Source organism: Anaerocolumna sedimenticola (assembly GCF_009931695.1).
Taxonomy (GTDB): Bacteria; Bacillota; Clostridia; order Lachnospirales; family Lachnospiraceae; genus Anaerocolumna; species Anaerocolumna sedimenticola.
In genome coordinates, this window is the sequence record NZ_CP048000.1 from 3,710,693 (window position 1) to 3,726,891 (window position 16,199).

Here is a 16,199-nt window from a genome sequence, read left to right on the forward strand (position 1 = left end):
AATAATGTTATAGTTAAAGTTTTTGTATTACATAATGCAAACGTTTGAAATAAAAACTTGATAAAATATACAATATGCACAAAATAAGTTACTTAAAATGTAAATTAAGGTGAATTGACAGTGTTTTCCAGTAATGATATACTGAGATTGTAAAGATTAATACTACATAATTGCTAAATAATATGGGGAAAAACCAACACAAAGTGACAATATACATAAACTACAATCTTTCTCTATATTGTCGGTTGCAAACGGCGGAGCAAAGTAACTATTAAAAAGAAAGGGAGAAATGAATATGAAAAGGCTTACAAAAAAGACATTATCTGTCCTGTTGGTTCTTATATTGGTATTATCTCTTAATGCCTGTGGAGCCAAAAAGGGCCAAGAGACAACTACCGTGACAGATAGAACGTCTGAAACATCAGAAAAAACGGCAGTTAGCGAAGCAACTGCCACGCAGGAGAAAACAGTACAGAGTGAGAGTAATTCATCCGTACTGGAACCTGACTTAAAGGATCCCATAGAATTAAGATTTTCCTGGTGGGGAGGAGATACCAGGCATGAAGCAACAATTAAGGCGTTAGATGCTTTCACCGCCAAATATCCTAACATTACGGTGAAACCGGAATATGGCGCCTGGACAGGGTGGCAGGAAAATATAGCAACACAGCTGGCAGGAAAAACAGAAGCAGATTTACTTCAGATTAATTGGAACTGGATATCCCAGTTTTCACCCAATGGAGATAAATTTTATGACTTAAATAAATTATCCAATATTATAACTATATCAAATTATCCCAAGGAACTGCTAGACCTGATGACAGCAAACGGTTCACTCCAGGGTATACCTCTTGGAACCACCGGAAGAGTATTTTATTGGAATGAAGCGACCTTTAAGAAAGCAGGAATTCCGATTCCGGTATCTTTTGAAGATATTATTAAAGCAGGTGAAACTTTTAAAACTGTACTGGGTGATGATTATTATCCGATAGCCCTTGGTGAATATGACCGGATCCTGTTGTTAATGTACTATCTGCATCAGACCTATGGAAAGCCATGGGTGGTTGATAAAAAAGTGAATTACACCGCAGATGAAGTGAAAGCAGGTCTGGATTGGATTAATATGCTGGAAGATAAACATGTTACCCCGACGCTAGCAACCATTGCCGGAGATGGGGCAGAATCCCTGGATAAGAACCCTAAGTGGATGAATGGTAATTACGCCGGTATTTATGAGTGGGACAGCAGTGCCTCCAAATTCCAGAGTGCGTTATCAGAAGGTCAGAACTTTGTAATAGGTCAATTCCCTAAGGATTTAGGACCTAATAAGAGCGGATTCACCAAGATTTCCATGGGTTTTTCAGTCAGTGCCAATTCAAAACATCCGGCTGAAGCCGCATTATTGCTTGAATATTTAACATCCGATCCGGAAGGCGTTAAGATTATGGGAATGGAAAGAGGTACCGTTTCTAACAGTGCGGCGGAAGCCACATTAGTATCAGAAGGGTTATTAAGCGGTCTGACCTATGAAGCCAACAAACTTGTTATGGGATTTAAAGGTTATGATATTGATCCTAATTTTGAACACTCTGCTTTAAAAGACAGCACCGGATATTATTATGAAATATTCCAGAACTTAAGTTATGATCAAACAGATACCGAGACGGCAGCACAGTATTTAATTGACTGTGTAAATGAAGTCAACGCAGCGAATTAAATAAAAGCATATACAGTAAGGAAAAGGAATAGACATACCCACTAAGCCGTCAGGGTGTCAGCTGCTCTGACGGTTTTTAATTAAATAGTTAATAATAAACAATAATAGACATTAATGGGGGGTAATGGAAATGCATGGTGAGGATAGGAGATTTGAACAATACGTTACTTCTTATTTAGAAAATTACCAAAATGCAAAAAGTAACTGGAATTATGAAGATGGGTGTGTTCTAATGGGCGTCTCTCTTTTGTATCAGGTTACAGGGGATGAGTATTATAAAAATTTCATAGTACGATATATGAAACAGTTTATAAATGAGGATGGAAGTATTAATTATTATAATAAAGAACATTATAATATTGATAATATCAGTACCGGAAAAATACTCTTTTTTTTATATGAAGAAACAAAAGAAGAAAAATACAGGCTGGCGATAGAAACTTTAATGGATCAATTAAGAAGCCAGCCGAGAACGAAATCCGATAATTTCTGGCATAAAAAAATTTATCCGAATCAGGTTTGGCTGGATGGTTTATATATGGCTCAGCCATTTTATATGGAATATGAAACGAAATTTAACCAAAAGAAGAATTATAATGATATTATCAGTCAATTTAAAAATGTCCGGAAGTTTTTATTTAATGAAGAAAAAAAATTATATTATCACGGATATGATGAAGCAAGAATTCAGTACTGGGCAAACAAAGATACCGGATTGTCCTCTAACTTCTGGTTAAGGGCTGTTGGATGGTATATTATGGCGTTAATCGATACCATGGAAAAGATTTCAAAAGAAATATTCGAACATTATAAAACTCTGGAAACGTTATTTAAGGAAAGTATCAAAGGTATATTATTATATCAGGATAAAGAAACCGGACTGTTTTATCAGATTATTGACAGGGCTGATATAGATAATAATTACCTTGAAACCTCCGGCTCTGCAATGATTGCCTATGGGTTATTAAAAGGATGCAGATTAGGTGTTTTGCAGAAAGAAAAATACCAGGCTGTAGGAGAGAAAATAGTAATGTCCCTTTTGAATAATAAATTAGTAGAAGAAGATGGAATTATTAAATTAAAGGATATTTGTTCGGTTGCGGGATTGGGACCGGATAATACCAGAGATGGGAGTGTTTTATATTATCTTTCCGAACCGGTAGTTTGCAATGATCAAAAGGGCGTCGGAGCATTGATTATGGCTTACGCACAGTTGCTTATGCTCCGGTTGGATGATTAGGCCAAGAATGGAGGAATAAATTCATGAGTAAGAATAAGTTAGATACAATCCGTCTGCGACGCAATTCTACTGAAACCAGCAGCGGGATATCAGAAGCTGTTCTTAGTAAAAGAGGGTTTGGTTATAAGATAAAAAGCAATATCGGATTTTTTTATATTCTACCCTGGCTGGTTGGTTTTTTAATATTTAAATTATATCCTTTTGCAGCTTCCCTTTATTATAGCTTTACGGATTATGATTTATTTAAGGATGTTATCTCCTTTATCGATTTTGACAATTACAAAAATATCTTTCAAACAGCTAAAATAAGAAAGGCTTTTGGGGTAACTTTCCAATATGCATTTATGACAGTTCCTCTTAAATTAGCCTTTGCATTATTTATCGCTTACATATTAAACTTCAAGATTAAAGGTGTCAATTTGTTCCGGACCATGTATTATGTTCCTTCCATATTAGGTGGTTCCGTAGCAATTGCTGTATTATGGAAATTCCTGTTCCAGACGGATGGTTTAATCAATCAGATAATAAGTATTTTTCGGGTTACAGGGCCAAATTGGCTGGGAGACTCAAAGTATTCCCTGTTTGTTGTCAGTTTGTTAAGGGTATGGCAGTTTGGCTCTCCAATGGTTATCTTTTTAGCTGCCTTAAAGAGTGTACCTGCTGATCTTTATGAAGCCGCCTCCATCGACGGTGCCAGCAAGCTGAAACAATTTTTAAGAGTAACAGTTCCGCTTATAACCCCGGTAATTTTCTATAATCTGGTGACCCAGTTATGCCAGGCGTTCCAGGAATTTAACGGACCTTTCATTATAACAAACGGCGGGCCTCTCGGGTCAACCACATTAATATCTTTACTGGTTTATCAGAATGCCTTTAAAACATACCAGATGGGCTTTGCAAGTGCAATTTCATGGCTTTTGTTCCTCATAGTCATGACATTAACCATCATATCTTTTATGAGCCAGAAGTATTGGGTATATTATTCGGATGAGGATGGGAGGTAAAAAATGACCAGAAAACAACGTTATATAATGAATACTTCCGTACGATATCTTGTGCTGCTGGCAGTTGGTTTAGTTATGGTTTATCCCATGCTGTGGATGGTTGGGGCTTCTTTTAAAGCGGATAATAATGAAATCTTCTCATCCATTGGAATAATACCCAGAAAATTTTCATTACAGGCATATATTGACGGCTGGCATTCCACAGAATATACCTTTCTTACTTATTTATTTAATACATATAAAATCGTACTACCCAAAGTTCTTGGTACGGTTATATCCGCCACCATTACGGCTTACGGATTTGCCAGGTTTCAATTTAAAGGTAAAAAATTATTTTATGCAATTTTATTATCAACCTTATTTTTGCCTCAGGTTGTATTAAACATTCCCCAATATCTCTTGTTTCGGGAGATGGGTTGGCTGACACCTGCTTTATCTTATTTTCCATTGGTTATACCAGCCTTTTTTGCCAGTGATACTTATTTTGTATTTATGCTGGTACAATTTCTGCGCGGTATTCCCAGAGAACTTGAAGAAGCGGCTAAGATTGACGGCTGTAATACGTTACAGACGTTATGGTATATTATTTGTCCTGTGTTAAAACCCTCCATTGTATCCGCGGCATTATTTCAGTTTATGTGGTCTTCCAATGACTTTATGGGACCCCTGATCTACGTTAAGACGGTTGCCAAATATCCTGCGTCCTTAGGCCTTAGGTTATCCATGGATGCAGAAGTGGGATTTGAATGGAATAAGGTATTAGCCATGTCCATCGTAACCATTATTCCATCCCTAATAGTATTTTTCGCAGCCCAGAAACAATTTGTGGAAGGTGTCACGGCCGGAAGTGTGAAAGGATGATCCTGAAATATTAGTAAAAATAATTGCAAATTAGCTACAAGGTTGAATTACAACGAAAAACGGCAGTGGGAGTTTTGGGGAGTATTTATCGTGAGGGGAGGAGTATCATGGAGTTTAAAATAATTTTTACTACAGCAAGACAGGTTGTAATTGAAATATTGGATGAAGGGATATATGAAATAGAGGAGTATGAAATTTATCTGAATGATGAGGTTATCAAAAACAGCCAAAAGGCAGTTGAATCTAATGATAACCTCCATCCGGATACTCCATACAGCATTTTTATCAAAACTAAATTTGACATTTCTGAAAAAAAATATTTGACTACGAATAAGGAATTTGTAACTCTCAATGTAAAAGAATTTGGAGCAAAAGGGGATGGCATTCAAGATGCTACCGTATTTATACAAAGTGCAATTTGTGCCTGTCCGAGAGAAGGGCGGGTTTTAATTCCAAAAGGAATCTATAAGGTTACCAGCTTATTTTTAAAAAGCAATCTGGTTCTGGAATTGGCGAAAGATGCTGTTCTCTCTGCCATAACGGATAAGAATAAGTTCCCTGTGCTTCCGGGTTTAATTGAGAGCTATGATGAAACGGAGGAATATAACCTGGGCACCTGGGAGGGTAATCCCCTGGATATGTTTTCTGCGGTTATCACCGGTATTGGGGTATCCAATATAACCATATGCGGACAAGGAGTCCTGGACGGAAATGCTGATTTTATGAATTGGTGGAAAGACCCGAAAGTAAAGAATAAAGCTTACCGGCCAAGAATGATATTTCTGAACCATTGTGATAAGGTAACAGTTCAGGGTATTACAATCAGGAATAGTCCAAGCTGGAATATTCATCCCTATTTTTCTAGAAACCTAAAATTCATTGATTTAGCTATTCTTAATCCTAAGGACTCCCCTAATACCGACGGAATTAATCCGGAATCCTGTACAAATGTTGAAATAACGGGAGTATATTTTTCTGTGGGTGATGACTGCATTGCAATTAAATCCGGTAAAACCTATATGGGTTCCAAATATAAAACAGCTTCTGAGAATATCATAATCCGTCAATGTTTTATGAAAGACGGGCATGGTTCCGTAACCATCGGCAGTGAGATGTCGGGTGGGGTACGGCAGGTAACAGTCAGGGATTGTATGTTTTTTTCTACTGACCGGGGATTTCGGCTTAAAACAAGAAGGGGAAGGGGTTGGGATGGTGTGATAGATGAAATTTTACTTGATCATATTATTATGGATCAGGTAAAAACACCAATTGTTATTAACTCTTTCTATTATTGTGATCCGGACGGACACAGCGAATATGTAAGTACCAAGAAAGCTCAGCCTGTGGATGAACGTACTCCGAGTATTCATAACATTGCCTTCCAGAATATAACCTGTACAAATTGCCATGTAGCCGCAGCATTTATTTACGGACTTCCCGAGAAAAAAATAAATAAAATATTTATGAATCATATTCAAATCGATTTTACGGAAAATCCGGTTTCCGGTATTCCGGATATGATGGATGGAATAGAAAATTTAACAAATGGTGGTATTTTTGCGGAAAATATAGTAGAATTAGAGATGAAACAGGTTATAATAAAAGGATTTAAAGGAAAAGGAATGAAACTTAACAATATAAATCATTTGAATTTGGATAAAATAACGAATGATTTATTATAAGTAATTGTGATACTATATTAAAACTATATGATTGTTTCACGATTACTTAATATCATCTATTGGACGAGGAGGAACAGTTATGAGGATTGGTATCCGTGCCCATGATATGGAGAGGGCGCCTTTTGAAGAATTGGTTCAGAATATAAATAAAAAGGGTTTTTACAGTGCCCAGCTTGCCTTGCAGAAAGCAATTCATGAATTTAATGTTAATATAGAAGCTATGACACCTGGTATGGCATTCTATATCAAAGAAGTATTTGCAAAATATAAGGTCGATATTGCCGTACTCGGTTGTTATTTAAATCTTACTAATCCAATAGATCAAGAACGAAAACACATAATGGAGACATATAAAACCCATATACGCTTTGCCAGTCTTTTGGGCTGTGGTATGGTGGGAACGGAGACGGGATCACTGAACCCGGATTACTCTTTTAAAAAAGCAAATCATTCCGAAGCAGCTTTGGAGTTGTTTATTGAAACTATAAAGAGAATCGTGGACTATGCGGAAAAAATGGGTGTTATAATTGGAGTTGAGCCTGTATTTAAGCATATTGTATCCGACTTAGAACGTACATACCGGGTATTAAATGCAGTGAATTCACCGAATCTGCAGATTATATTCGACCCGGTGAATCTGTTAAATTATGATAATTATATGGAACAGGATGATATAATAAAAGGTGCTTTTCAATTATTCGGCAAAGATATTGCAGTGATTCATTCCAAGGATTTTCGGATTGAGAATAAAGAAATTGTGGAAATCACTACAGGAACCGGTTCCTTTCATCATGAATTATTATTAGGCTTGGTTAAGCAAAAGAAACCGTTTATGCACGTACTGTTAGAGGGTACCAAACCTGATGAGGCAATTACAGCCAGAAAGTACCTGGAAGAAATGTATCAAAATATTTCCACAGAGGAATAATAATATGCCTGTAACAATTAAAGACATAGCAAAAGAAGTAGGAGTTTCCTATTCAACCGTATCACGGGCATTAAGCGGGGAACTCGGTGCAGGTTCCAAAACCAAAGAAAAAATACTGGAAGCAGCAGACAGACTGGGCTATACGCCAAATCAAAATGCTATTAATCTGAAGCTGGCGAAATCTTATACGATCGGACTTTATTTTTCAAATATCGGCAGCATGTCCTCGCCTTTTATTCTTCACGATATAGTAAAATCCGTATATAATACCATTGATAATTCCTATAATGTGGTTGTAAAAGGTATCGACCGTCATAAACCGGGTACCTTGAGCAGCGCGAAATATGACGGATTATTAATATTAAGCCAAAAACCGGAGGATGATGAATTTATTGAAGAAGCTTTTGAAAAGAAAATCCCGTTGGTTGTATTTAACCGCGCCGTTTATCATAATGTAGCAAACCTTTTGACCGATGAGGCAAAGGGTGAGATGGAAGCCATGGAATATTTAATTCGGAATGGCCATAAAAAAATCGGAATCATTGAAGGAATTCCCACTTTGGCATCAACCAGGGCAAGGCATCGGGGATGGAGGCAGGCATTTCTTAATCATAATTTAGATATTAATTCGGTACCTATAGTGACTGGGGATTATCGTATCAAAAGCGGTTACCATGCAGGAAAAGAATTATTAAAACATGATCTGACTGCTATTTTATCTTTTAATGATGAGATGGCATTTGGTGCTGCGAAAGCCATGGAAGAAGCCGGACTTAAAATACCTGAAGATATATCGATTGTAGGTTTTGATAATATAGTCTGGTTATGCAATACGGTTTTTCCTTTAACGACTGTGGAGCGTAATATGGGTATGATTGCTGCTAAAGCGACGGAATTGCTGTTTGAATTGATCGAAGATAGAAGTAAAAGTATAGGCAAGGTTTATTTGGATACGAAACTGATTATAAGGAATACTGTAAAAAATATATTGGATATGTGATTATATAAAACTAATAGAATTTGCAGTAAAAGTAAGAGAATATAATAGAATTAACCATAAATAAATTAAGGGAAGCAAGTAACTTCCCTTAATTTATTTTGTTCACTTCCCTTAAGTAAAAATATGTAAGCTTTTACTATAAGAGTATATTTGATTTATATAAATCAAATATTTGCATATATATACATTTTGAGTGAATTATTTTATAAAAAATCAAAAAAATCTTGATTATTTCTTCCATAAATATTATCATTATGGATGACATGTTAATTTTAATTTGATACAGGTTAGAATTTTCTAATTAAAATTGTTACTGAATCCCGGTAACTTTTAATAAAGAGCAGTGTGAAACTTTATACCATAGGAGCAAAAAGCCACAGAAGGAGATAAGAAATATGATTAAATTATATGAAAAAGGTGCCTATGTATTAAATGGCAATGAGATAATTGATGAAAAAGAAACATCTGCAGAGCTGCTTAAAGCTAAAATTGGTGAGGCCTGTTCCAAGGAAGAAGCTGCACAAAATACATTGGCATATGATATCTTAAAAGCTCACAATACATCCGGTAATATGGAAAAACTAAAGATTAAATTTGATAAATTAACTTCTCATGACATAACATTTGTTGGTATCATACAAACAGCTAGAGCAAGCGGACTTGAGAAATTCCCTGTTCCCTATGTACTTACCAACTGTCATAACAGTTTATGCGCCGTAGGCGGTACCATTAATGAAGATGATCATATGTTTGGCTTATCCTGTGCGAAAAAGTATGGCGGTGTATATGTTCCTCCTCATCAGGCAGTTATTCATCAGTATGCCCGTGAAATGCTTGCCGGCGGCGGTAAGATGATTTTAGGTTCTGACAGCCATACCCGTTATGGTGCATTAGGTACCATGGCAATGGGAGAGGGTGGACCTGAAATAGTAAAACAGCTTCTATCCAGAACCTACGATATTAATATGCCGGAAGTTGTTGGTGTTTATTTAACCGGCAAACCAAGGAAAGGTGTGGGACCGCAGGATGTAGCTTTAGCAATTATCGGCGCCGTATTTGAGGGCGGTTATGTAAATAATAAGGTTATGGAATTTATCGGTGATGGTGTGAAAAACCTCAGTGTGGATTACCGTATCGGTATCGACGTTATGACAACGGAAACGACTTGTCTTTCCTCCATCTGGATTACGGATGATGCGGTTAAGGAATTTTATGAGATCCATAACAGACCGGAAGAATATAAGGAATTAAAACCTAAGAAAGTTGCTTATTACAACGGTATGATTTATGTGGATTTATCAGAAATCAAACCTATGATTGCAATGCCTTTCCATCCAAGCAATGTTTATACGATTGATGACCTCAATGCTAATCTTTCCGATATATTAGAAGAAGTTGAAAAGAAAGCTTTAATCAGCCTTGGTAATAATAATATTAAATACACACTAAGAGATAAAATCAGAAACGGTAAATTGTACATCGACCAGGGTATTATTGCCGGATGTGCCGGCGGTGGTTTTGAAAACATATGTGATGCTGCAGACATTTTAAATGGTAAATATATCGGAGCGGATGAATTCTCCTTAAGCGTATATCCGGCGAGCCAGCCTATCTTCATGGAATTGGTGAAAAACGGCGTGATAGCTAAGTTAATGGAGACAGGTGCGACGATCCGTACCGCTTTCTGCGGACCTTGTTTTGGAGCAGGAGACGTTCCGTCCAATAATGGCTTAAGTATCCGCCATTCCACCAGAAACTTCCCGAACAGAGAAGGTTCCAAGGTTACCAACGGACAAATTGCATCCGTAGCTTTAATGGATGCCAAATCCATTGCGGCAACAGCTGCTAACAAAGGTTATTTAACTTCTGCAGAAAACATAGATGTGGAATTTACAAAACCGAAATACTTCTTTGACAGTAAGATATATGAAAACCGTGTATATGACGGAACAGGCAGACCGGACCCTGATGCGGAAGTTAAGTTTGGACCTGGTATTGTTGACTGGCCGGCTATGGCAAATTTAACCGATGATATGGTATTAAAAGTTGTCTCTGTTATACATGATCCGGTTACTACAACGGACGAATTAATTCCGTCAGGAGAGACATCTTCATACCGCTCTAATCCTTTAGGTCTTGCGGAATTTACCTTATCCAGAAAAGATCCTGCCTATGTGGGACGTGCGAAAGAAATACAAAAAGCAGAGAAAGCAAGAATAAAAGGTGAAGATATCTTTAATTCCAATATAGAAATAAAAGGAATTTTTGATAAAATTAATACCAAATTCCAGATTGATGAAAAATCTACTGAAATCGGAAGCGTTATTTATGCAGTTAAACCGGGAGATGGTTCTGCGAGGGAACAGGCAGCAAGCTGCCAGAAAGTTCTCGGCGGGTTAGCCAATATTGCGAAAGAATATGCGACTAAGAGATACCGCTCCAACTTAATAAACTGGGGTATGCTGCCTTTCCTATTTACGGAAGAGTTACCGTTTGAAAACGGAGACTTTATATTTATTAAAGACATTAAAAAGGCCGTTACCGATAAAATCTCTGAAATCAAAGCATACGTAGTTAATAAGGATATGAAAGAATTTACTCTAAAACTCGGCGAATTAACGGATGATGAAAGAGTAATCATTGAAAAAGGATGTTTAATAAACTACTATCGTGATATAAATAATGAATAATTGATCTATATTGAGTTAGGTTTTTGCAATATTATGAAATGGGGGTTGCTGCCAATTTGCCGCTGCAAATAATCAACAAAGCAACTCCCATTATTAATCGAAACGGAAAGGTTAGGTGTGTTAGAATGGCATTGATTATTGACGGTAAAAAAATTTCCCAGGATATTAAAGATGAATTAAAAGAAAAAGTATCCGTTTACAAATCCCAGGGAATCCAGATTACCCTTGCGGTGATACAGGTGGGTAATGATCCGGCTTCCAGTGTATATGTAGGAAACAAAAAGAAAGCTTGCGAATATATAGGAATTCGTTCTTTGGCGTATGAGCTTCCGGAAGCGACAACAGAAACTGAACTTTTGGATTTGGTCAAAGAGCTGAACTTAAGAGAGGATGTCAATGGCATTTTAGTTCAGCTGCCTTTACCAAAGCATATTAATGAAGATTTGGTTATACAGACTATCGTACCGGAAAAAGATGTTGACGGATTCCATCCTCAAAGTGTCGGTGCCTTAAGTATTGGTCAAAAAGGTTTTGTTTCCTGTACGCCCTCCGGTGTAATACAATTATTAAAACGCTCCGGTATCGAAATAGAAGGAAAAGAATGTGTTATTATCGGAAGAAGCAATATCGTTGGAAAACCTATGGCTTTTTTATTATTACGTGAAAATGGTACTGTTACCATATGCCATTCCAGGACAAAAAATTTACAGGAAGTAACGAGACGTGCAGACATATTAATTGTAGCAATCGGTAAACCTAAATTTATTAATAAGGATTATATAAAAGAGGGAGCCGTTGTTATAGATGTTGGTATTCACCGCGATGAAAACAACAAGTTATGTGGTGACGTGGATTTTAATGATACAGTTGATCATGTTAGTGCCATTACCCCTGTTCCAGGAGGCGTTGGGCCTATGACCATAGCCATGCTTATGAATAATTGTGTAGAAAGTATCCGGAAATAATAGAAGAGGAGATGAAGTATGGATACGAAAGATACTATAATTTCTGATGAATCGACTTTTTTAATATTAAAATGTGAAATGAAATCCATTTTTAAACCGGATAACTTTGGTATATCACCAATATGGTCAAATGATCCGAACTTCAGATACAACTCTGACTTTGAAATAAAAGAGTATCAATTGTATTTAAAGAATTTAATAATAACCGGAGACATAGGATATCCTGTTATAAACGGTATTAAGCCGGAACCTTTTTATTCTGAAAAGGGGCCTGAAACAGTACAGTATAATAATATTATGACACCGATTAAATTCAGCGGCGCAGTCGTTATTGGGAATAACTTGATAAAAAATTATGGGTCAGAAGATGAGGTTCCATGTTATAGCTATAAAGTTGTTTGGGAACTTATTTTTCAGGATGGCAAATTGGTTACAACGATTGATCATAGTAAAGCAATGCTTCGAATAAGAAAAAACCTTGATTTAGGTCTTAGAAACTTAAATAAAACGAGGGATATGAAATGTATAAAACATTATATTAAGTCTTCTTTTGTGGGAGATTATGAGCATCCGGAAAAAATGAGTAAATATAGTAATAAGAAGAAAATTCCTTTTCAATTTTATGTTCAGAAAATAAAAAACTATTATTCCCGTATAAAATCTTTCCAGGTATAAAAGATAAAATTAAAAATAACCGGTAGAAAAGCCTGTTACGGACCATACTATTAATCTAATATGGTCAATAACAGGCTTTAATCTAATCAAAAGCTACAACCGCTTCAAATAACAAATTTATTCAACTCCAAGTACGGTATTGGATTCCGTTCCTTCTGAATATGAGAAACTTATTGTATCACCTACATTATATTTTATGATATTGATGAAATTAACTACTTCAACATCAAAGATCGCATCGCTGCTATTTAGCAGTATATAATAATGGGAATTGCCGTCTACAACACCCTCTGCAATTTTTGTGATAGTACCGGTGATTTTCGGAAACTTAGACGAATCTTTCACATTAATATTATTGGATTTCATTAATTCCAGATATATTTTTTCGCATTCATTAACCGTATCACCTATAGCTACAATCTGATATTGGGATATATTAACCATAGCATATTTTTTAACCAGACCGGCGGCGTCTTTTAAAGCTATAAAATAAGTAGGTTCACCTCCGATATTAAGTAAAAGCGGAAAAGTGGCCCTATAACCCAGATGTTGTACCTGACCCTCGGCTGAAGCCATGGCAGAATATTCTTCCGCCCCGGATATAGCATAAAAACGTGTTTCTGCGGTTCGTTGATTCATAAGAACAAAACCTACATTGGATTCATCTCTTGCAACACTGGTTACACCGGTATATACCCAGACATCGTCTTCTAAAGCTATATAGTTATATCCATCGGTGGTCTGTAATGCATCTTTCTGGCTGAATACGGAATTCCAATACCCATGTCTTAAAGTTCCGTAATAATCGTATAACGAAATTAACAATTCAGCAGAAAAAACCCTGTCGACCCATTTGGGCACGTCAGATACCGCATAATCTTTAAATTCACCCGTAATTGCATTTACCATCACAACTCTGCCGACGGTTTGTCCGCCGAATAATCCGATCGTATAATCTTTAACAGGACAGATCCAGTATGGAATACCCTCATCATCAATCTCAAAATTAATGGTATCAAAAATATAGGTAGGGTAGTTAAAACGTAAATAACGGTGAATATTTCTTCCGAAATATTCGGATTCCGAATAATGAATCCCTTTGGTTAATTTCATCAGATTAACTTCCTGGGTCGTCATATCAATCTGCATATAAGCCGGGATCCCTTCGGAACGGTTGGTAATCCATTTAAAGAAACTTCCGTATTGCAAAGGAGTAACCCTTGTAGGAACACCTTTAAAATTAATCTGGGTATAGTTATTGCCAACCTCAAACTGGGACACATATTCCACGATACTGCCTATTTTTCTGGACCCTAACAGCGCGGCGGAGTCTTTATCCAGGATAGGTATTTTATTAAAGGATATTTCTTTTATATCTTCCGTAAAATTACCATCGTTAATTTTCAACATCTGCTGGTACTTTTTCGCATTGATCATTGGAGAAGATAAGATACTTCCTATAATATAAACCAATACAACGATTACTGTTAACCCAAATATGAAAGTAAACAGCTTATTTTTGAAAACTGATCCCCGGTATAAGGTACTTCCCGGATTAGCTGTAATTAAGCCGATTATGATACAGATTACAACCAGGGCACCAATAATAAAAAACCAAAATCCGGGAGAATGGATATTAACTGCAGGTAATGTGATATAATAGTAAATATACGCAGCAATCAATAATATAATAATAGGTATAAAGATTTTTAAAAACTTTTTCATAATTTCCTCCGTTTCCAATCTCCAATCTTTCCTTGCATGCTATTATCATAACAAAACCAATGTAAATGTCAATTATAAATAGATTAGAAATTGGTGATTTTATTTTAATCCAATAGGAATTGAAAATAATAGTTTCCTTTTTATATAAAAACTGTTAAAATGTCAGGGATGATATTTTTTAAATAAGTAATGCAGAGCACCTCTACGACAACCATGTGTATAAGTATAAATACTTATATTTGTGTTTCATAAGATGTGGGATGATTAAAGGATCATTAAATATTTAAAAATATTTTTACTATATTATTTGGAGGTACACATGAATATATTATTTGTTTCACTAGGTTGTGATAAAAATTTAGTGGACAGTGAGGTTATGTTAGGTTTAATACGTGAAAAGGGTTATCAGATTACTAACGATGAGAAAGAAGCAGATATCATTGTAGTAAATACCTGTTGTTTTATAAATGATGCCAAGGAAGAAAGTATTAACACCATTTTAGAGATGGCCGAATATAAAAAAACCGGAAAACTGAGAGGTTTAATTGTAACCGGTTGTTTGGGTCAGAGATATAAAGAGGATATTCAAAAAGAAATCAGTGAAGTGGATGCTATTTTGGGAACTTCCAGTTATAATGAAATCGTAAATGTGATTGAACGTATAATGGAAGGTGAAAAAACAGTATCTATAAAAGAACCGGAAGAAATTTCATTTGTAAATACGGAAAGAATTAATACAACCGGAGGTTATTTTTCCTATTTAAAAATAGCGGAAGGATGCGATAAACACTGTACTTACTGTATTATTCCAAAGATCAGGGGAAACTATAGAAGTGTACCCATGGAACGGCTGATGAAAGAAGCAGAAAGCCTGGTACGGGGCGGTGTTAAGGAATTAATTTTAGTAGCACAGGAAACTACTCTATATGGAAAAGATATTTATCAAGAAAAAGCGCTTCCTAAGTTACTGAAAGAATTATGTAAAATAGAGGGCTTAAACTGGATTAGAATTCTTTATTCATATCCGGAAGAAATTACAGATGAATTAATAGAAGTAATCCGAACAGAAGATAAAATATGCAACTATCTTGACATGCCAATACAGCATGCCAGTGATACTATTTTAAAGAAAATGGGAAGAAGAACCAACAAAGAAGAATTAATTCAGATTATTACCAAACTTCGGAATAAGATTCCTGATATTGCTCTTAGAACTACTTTAATTACTGGTTTTCCGGGAGAAACAGAAGAGGATCATGAAGAACTAAAAGAATTTGTAAAGGATATGGCATTTGACCGGTTAGGTGTATTTACTTATTCGAAAGAAGATGATACGCCTGCGGCTAAATTGAAAAACCAGATCCATAAACACATTAAAAAGCGCAGACAGGCAGAAATAATGGAATTGCAGCAAAATATCGCTTTTGAACATGCAAAGGATATGATTGGAAAGAAATTAAAAGTTTTGATTGAGGGAAAGTTACCTGAAGATGCTATGTCTGATCAATCATCGGAAAAGCAGGAGCCATTAATGGAAAACGGGTCCGTTTATATAGGAAGGACTTATATGGATGCTCCAAATGTGGACGGATATATCTTCGTTCAGGCCCGGGGCGAATTAATATCCGGTGATTTTGTTGATGTTTTAGTAACCGATGCAAAAGAGTATGATTTAATCGGAGAATTATTATAAAATCCCAATGGGAGAAAGG

12 protein-coding genes are annotated in these 16,199 nt (G+C 36.0%); 11 read left to right on the plus strand and 1 reads right to left on the minus strand.

The genetic code is table 11. The annotated features are described in order from the left end of the window. Positions 1 to 295 precede the first annotated feature (295 nt). The 10 genes from Ana3638_RS16445 to Ana3638_RS16490 all read left to right on the plus strand — a co-directional run bounded on the left by Ana3638_RS16445 (position 296) and on the right by Ana3638_RS16490 (position 12,762). Positions 296 to 1,717 carry an ABC transporter substrate-binding protein gene (locus Ana3638_RS16445; protein ID WP_161839002.1) on the plus strand — a complete coding sequence of 474 codons (1,422 nt, stop codon included), beginning with the start codon at positions 296 to 298 and terminating at the stop codon, positions 1,715 to 1,717. Between the two features lie 130 nt (positions 1,718 to 1,847). Beyond that, positions 1,848 to 2,957 carry a glycoside hydrolase family 88/105 protein gene (locus tag Ana3638_RS16450; protein WP_161839003.1) on the plus strand — a complete coding sequence of 370 codons (1,110 nt, stop codon included), beginning with the start codon at positions 1,848 to 1,850 and terminating at the stop codon, positions 2,955 to 2,957. Positions 2,958 to 2,980: 23 nt separating this feature from the next. Then, positions 2,981 to 3,961 carry a carbohydrate ABC transporter permease gene (locus tag Ana3638_RS16455; protein ID WP_161839004.1) on the plus strand — a complete coding sequence of 327 codons (981 nt, stop codon included), beginning with the start codon at positions 2,981 to 2,983 and terminating at the stop codon, positions 3,959 to 3,961. A 3-nt stretch (positions 3,962 to 3,964) separates the two neighbouring features. Continuing rightward, entirely contained in the window at positions 3,965 to 4,822 is an 858-nt protein-coding gene (locus Ana3638_RS16460) for a carbohydrate ABC transporter permease (protein ID WP_161839005.1), read from the plus strand. Positions 4,823 to 4,929: 107 nt separating this feature from the next. Then, positions 4,930 to 6,504 carry a glycoside hydrolase family 28 protein gene (locus Ana3638_RS16465; protein ID WP_161839006.1) on the plus strand — a complete coding sequence of 525 codons (1,575 nt, stop codon included), beginning with the start codon at positions 4,930 to 4,932 and terminating at the stop codon, positions 6,502 to 6,504. Positions 6,505 to 6,583: 79 nt separating this feature from the next. After that, a complete protein-coding gene (locus tag Ana3638_RS16470) occupies positions 6,584 to 7,432 on the plus strand; it encodes a sugar phosphate isomerase/epimerase family protein (protein ID WP_161839007.1) in 849 nt (282 codons plus the stop codon). Positions 7,433 to 7,436: 4 nt separating this feature from the next. Beyond that, complete coding sequence (locus tag Ana3638_RS16475) at positions 7,437 to 8,432, plus strand: LacI family DNA-binding transcriptional regulator (RefSeq protein WP_161839008.1); 996 nt, start codon at positions 7,437 to 7,439, stop codon at positions 8,430 to 8,432. 395 nt (positions 8,433 to 8,827) lie between these two features. Beyond that, positions 8,828 to 11,122 carry a hydratase gene (locus tag Ana3638_RS16480; RefSeq protein ID WP_161839009.1) on the plus strand — a complete coding sequence of 765 codons (2,295 nt, stop codon included), beginning with the start codon at positions 8,828 to 8,830 and terminating at the stop codon, positions 11,120 to 11,122. A 125-nt stretch (positions 11,123 to 11,247) separates the two neighbouring features. Then, complete coding sequence (folD, locus tag Ana3638_RS16485; RefSeq protein WP_161839010.1) at positions 11,248 to 12,087, plus strand: bifunctional methylenetetrahydrofolate dehydrogenase/methenyltetrahydrofolate cyclohydrolase FolD; 840 nt, start codon at positions 11,248 to 11,250, stop codon at positions 12,085 to 12,087. 18 nt (positions 12,088 to 12,105) lie between these two features. After that, positions 12,106 to 12,762: a hypothetical protein gene (locus Ana3638_RS16490; RefSeq protein WP_161839011.1), complete on the plus strand. Its 657-nt coding sequence runs from the start codon at positions 12,106 to 12,108 to the stop codon at positions 12,760 to 12,762. 117 nt (positions 12,763 to 12,879) lie between these two features. On the opposite strand, the gene Ana3638_RS16495 is transcribed toward Ana3638_RS16490, so the two are convergent. After that, complete coding sequence (locus Ana3638_RS16495; RefSeq protein ID WP_161839012.1) at positions 12,880 to 14,487, minus strand: CvpA family protein; 1,608 nt, start codon at positions 14,485 to 14,487, stop codon at positions 12,880 to 12,882. Positions 14,488 to 14,806: 319 nt separating this feature from the next. Between Ana3638_RS16495 and rimO the strand changes: the two genes are divergently transcribed. Further along, entirely contained in the window at positions 14,807 to 16,180 is a 1,374-nt protein-coding gene (gene rimO, locus Ana3638_RS16500; protein WP_161839013.1) for a 30S ribosomal protein S12 methylthiotransferase RimO, read from the plus strand. Positions 16,181 to 16,199: the final 19 nt, after the last annotated feature.

Excerpts from the sequence above, each read along its gene's own strand:
- Ana3638_RS16450 (WP_161839003.1), top strand. The coding sequence starts at position 1,848 with ATGCATGGTGAGGATAGGAGATTTGAACAATACGTTACTTCTTATTTA.
- Ana3638_RS16490 (WP_161839011.1), top strand. The coding sequence starts at position 12,106 with ATGGATACGAAAGATACTATAATTTCTGATGAATCGACTTTTTTAATA.
- Ana3638_RS16470 (WP_161839007.1), top strand. The coding sequence starts at position 6,584 with ATGAGGATTGGTATCCGTGCCCATGATATGGAGAGGGCGCCTTTTGAA.
- Ana3638_RS16465 (WP_161839006.1), top strand. The coding sequence starts at position 4,930 with ATGGAGTTTAAAATAATTTTTACTACAGCAAGACAGGTTGTAATTGAA.
- Ana3638_RS16495 (WP_161839012.1), bottom strand. The coding sequence starts at position 14,487 with ATGAAAAAGTTTTTAAAAATCTTTATACCTATTATTATATTATTGATT.
- Ana3638_RS16455 (WP_161839004.1), top strand. The coding sequence starts at position 2,981 with ATGAGTAAGAATAAGTTAGATACAATCCGTCTGCGACGCAATTCTACT.
- folD (WP_161839010.1), top strand. The coding sequence starts at position 11,248 with ATGGCATTGATTATTGACGGTAAAAAAATTTCCCAGGATATTAAAGAT.
- Ana3638_RS16475 (WP_161839008.1), top strand. The coding sequence starts at position 7,437 with ATGCCTGTAACAATTAAAGACATAGCAAAAGAAGTAGGAGTTTCCTAT.
- Ana3638_RS16445 (WP_161839002.1), top strand. The coding sequence starts at position 296 with ATGAAAAGGCTTACAAAAAAGACATTATCTGTCCTGTTGGTTCTTATA.
- Ana3638_RS16460 (WP_161839005.1), top strand. The coding sequence starts at position 3,965 with ATGACCAGAAAACAACGTTATATAATGAATACTTCCGTACGATATCTT.
- Ana3638_RS16480 (WP_161839009.1), top strand. The coding sequence starts at position 8,828 with ATGATTAAATTATATGAAAAAGGTGCCTATGTATTAAATGGCAATGAG.
- rimO (WP_161839013.1), top strand. The coding sequence starts at position 14,807 with ATGAATATATTATTTGTTTCACTAGGTTGTGATAAAAATTTAGTGGAC.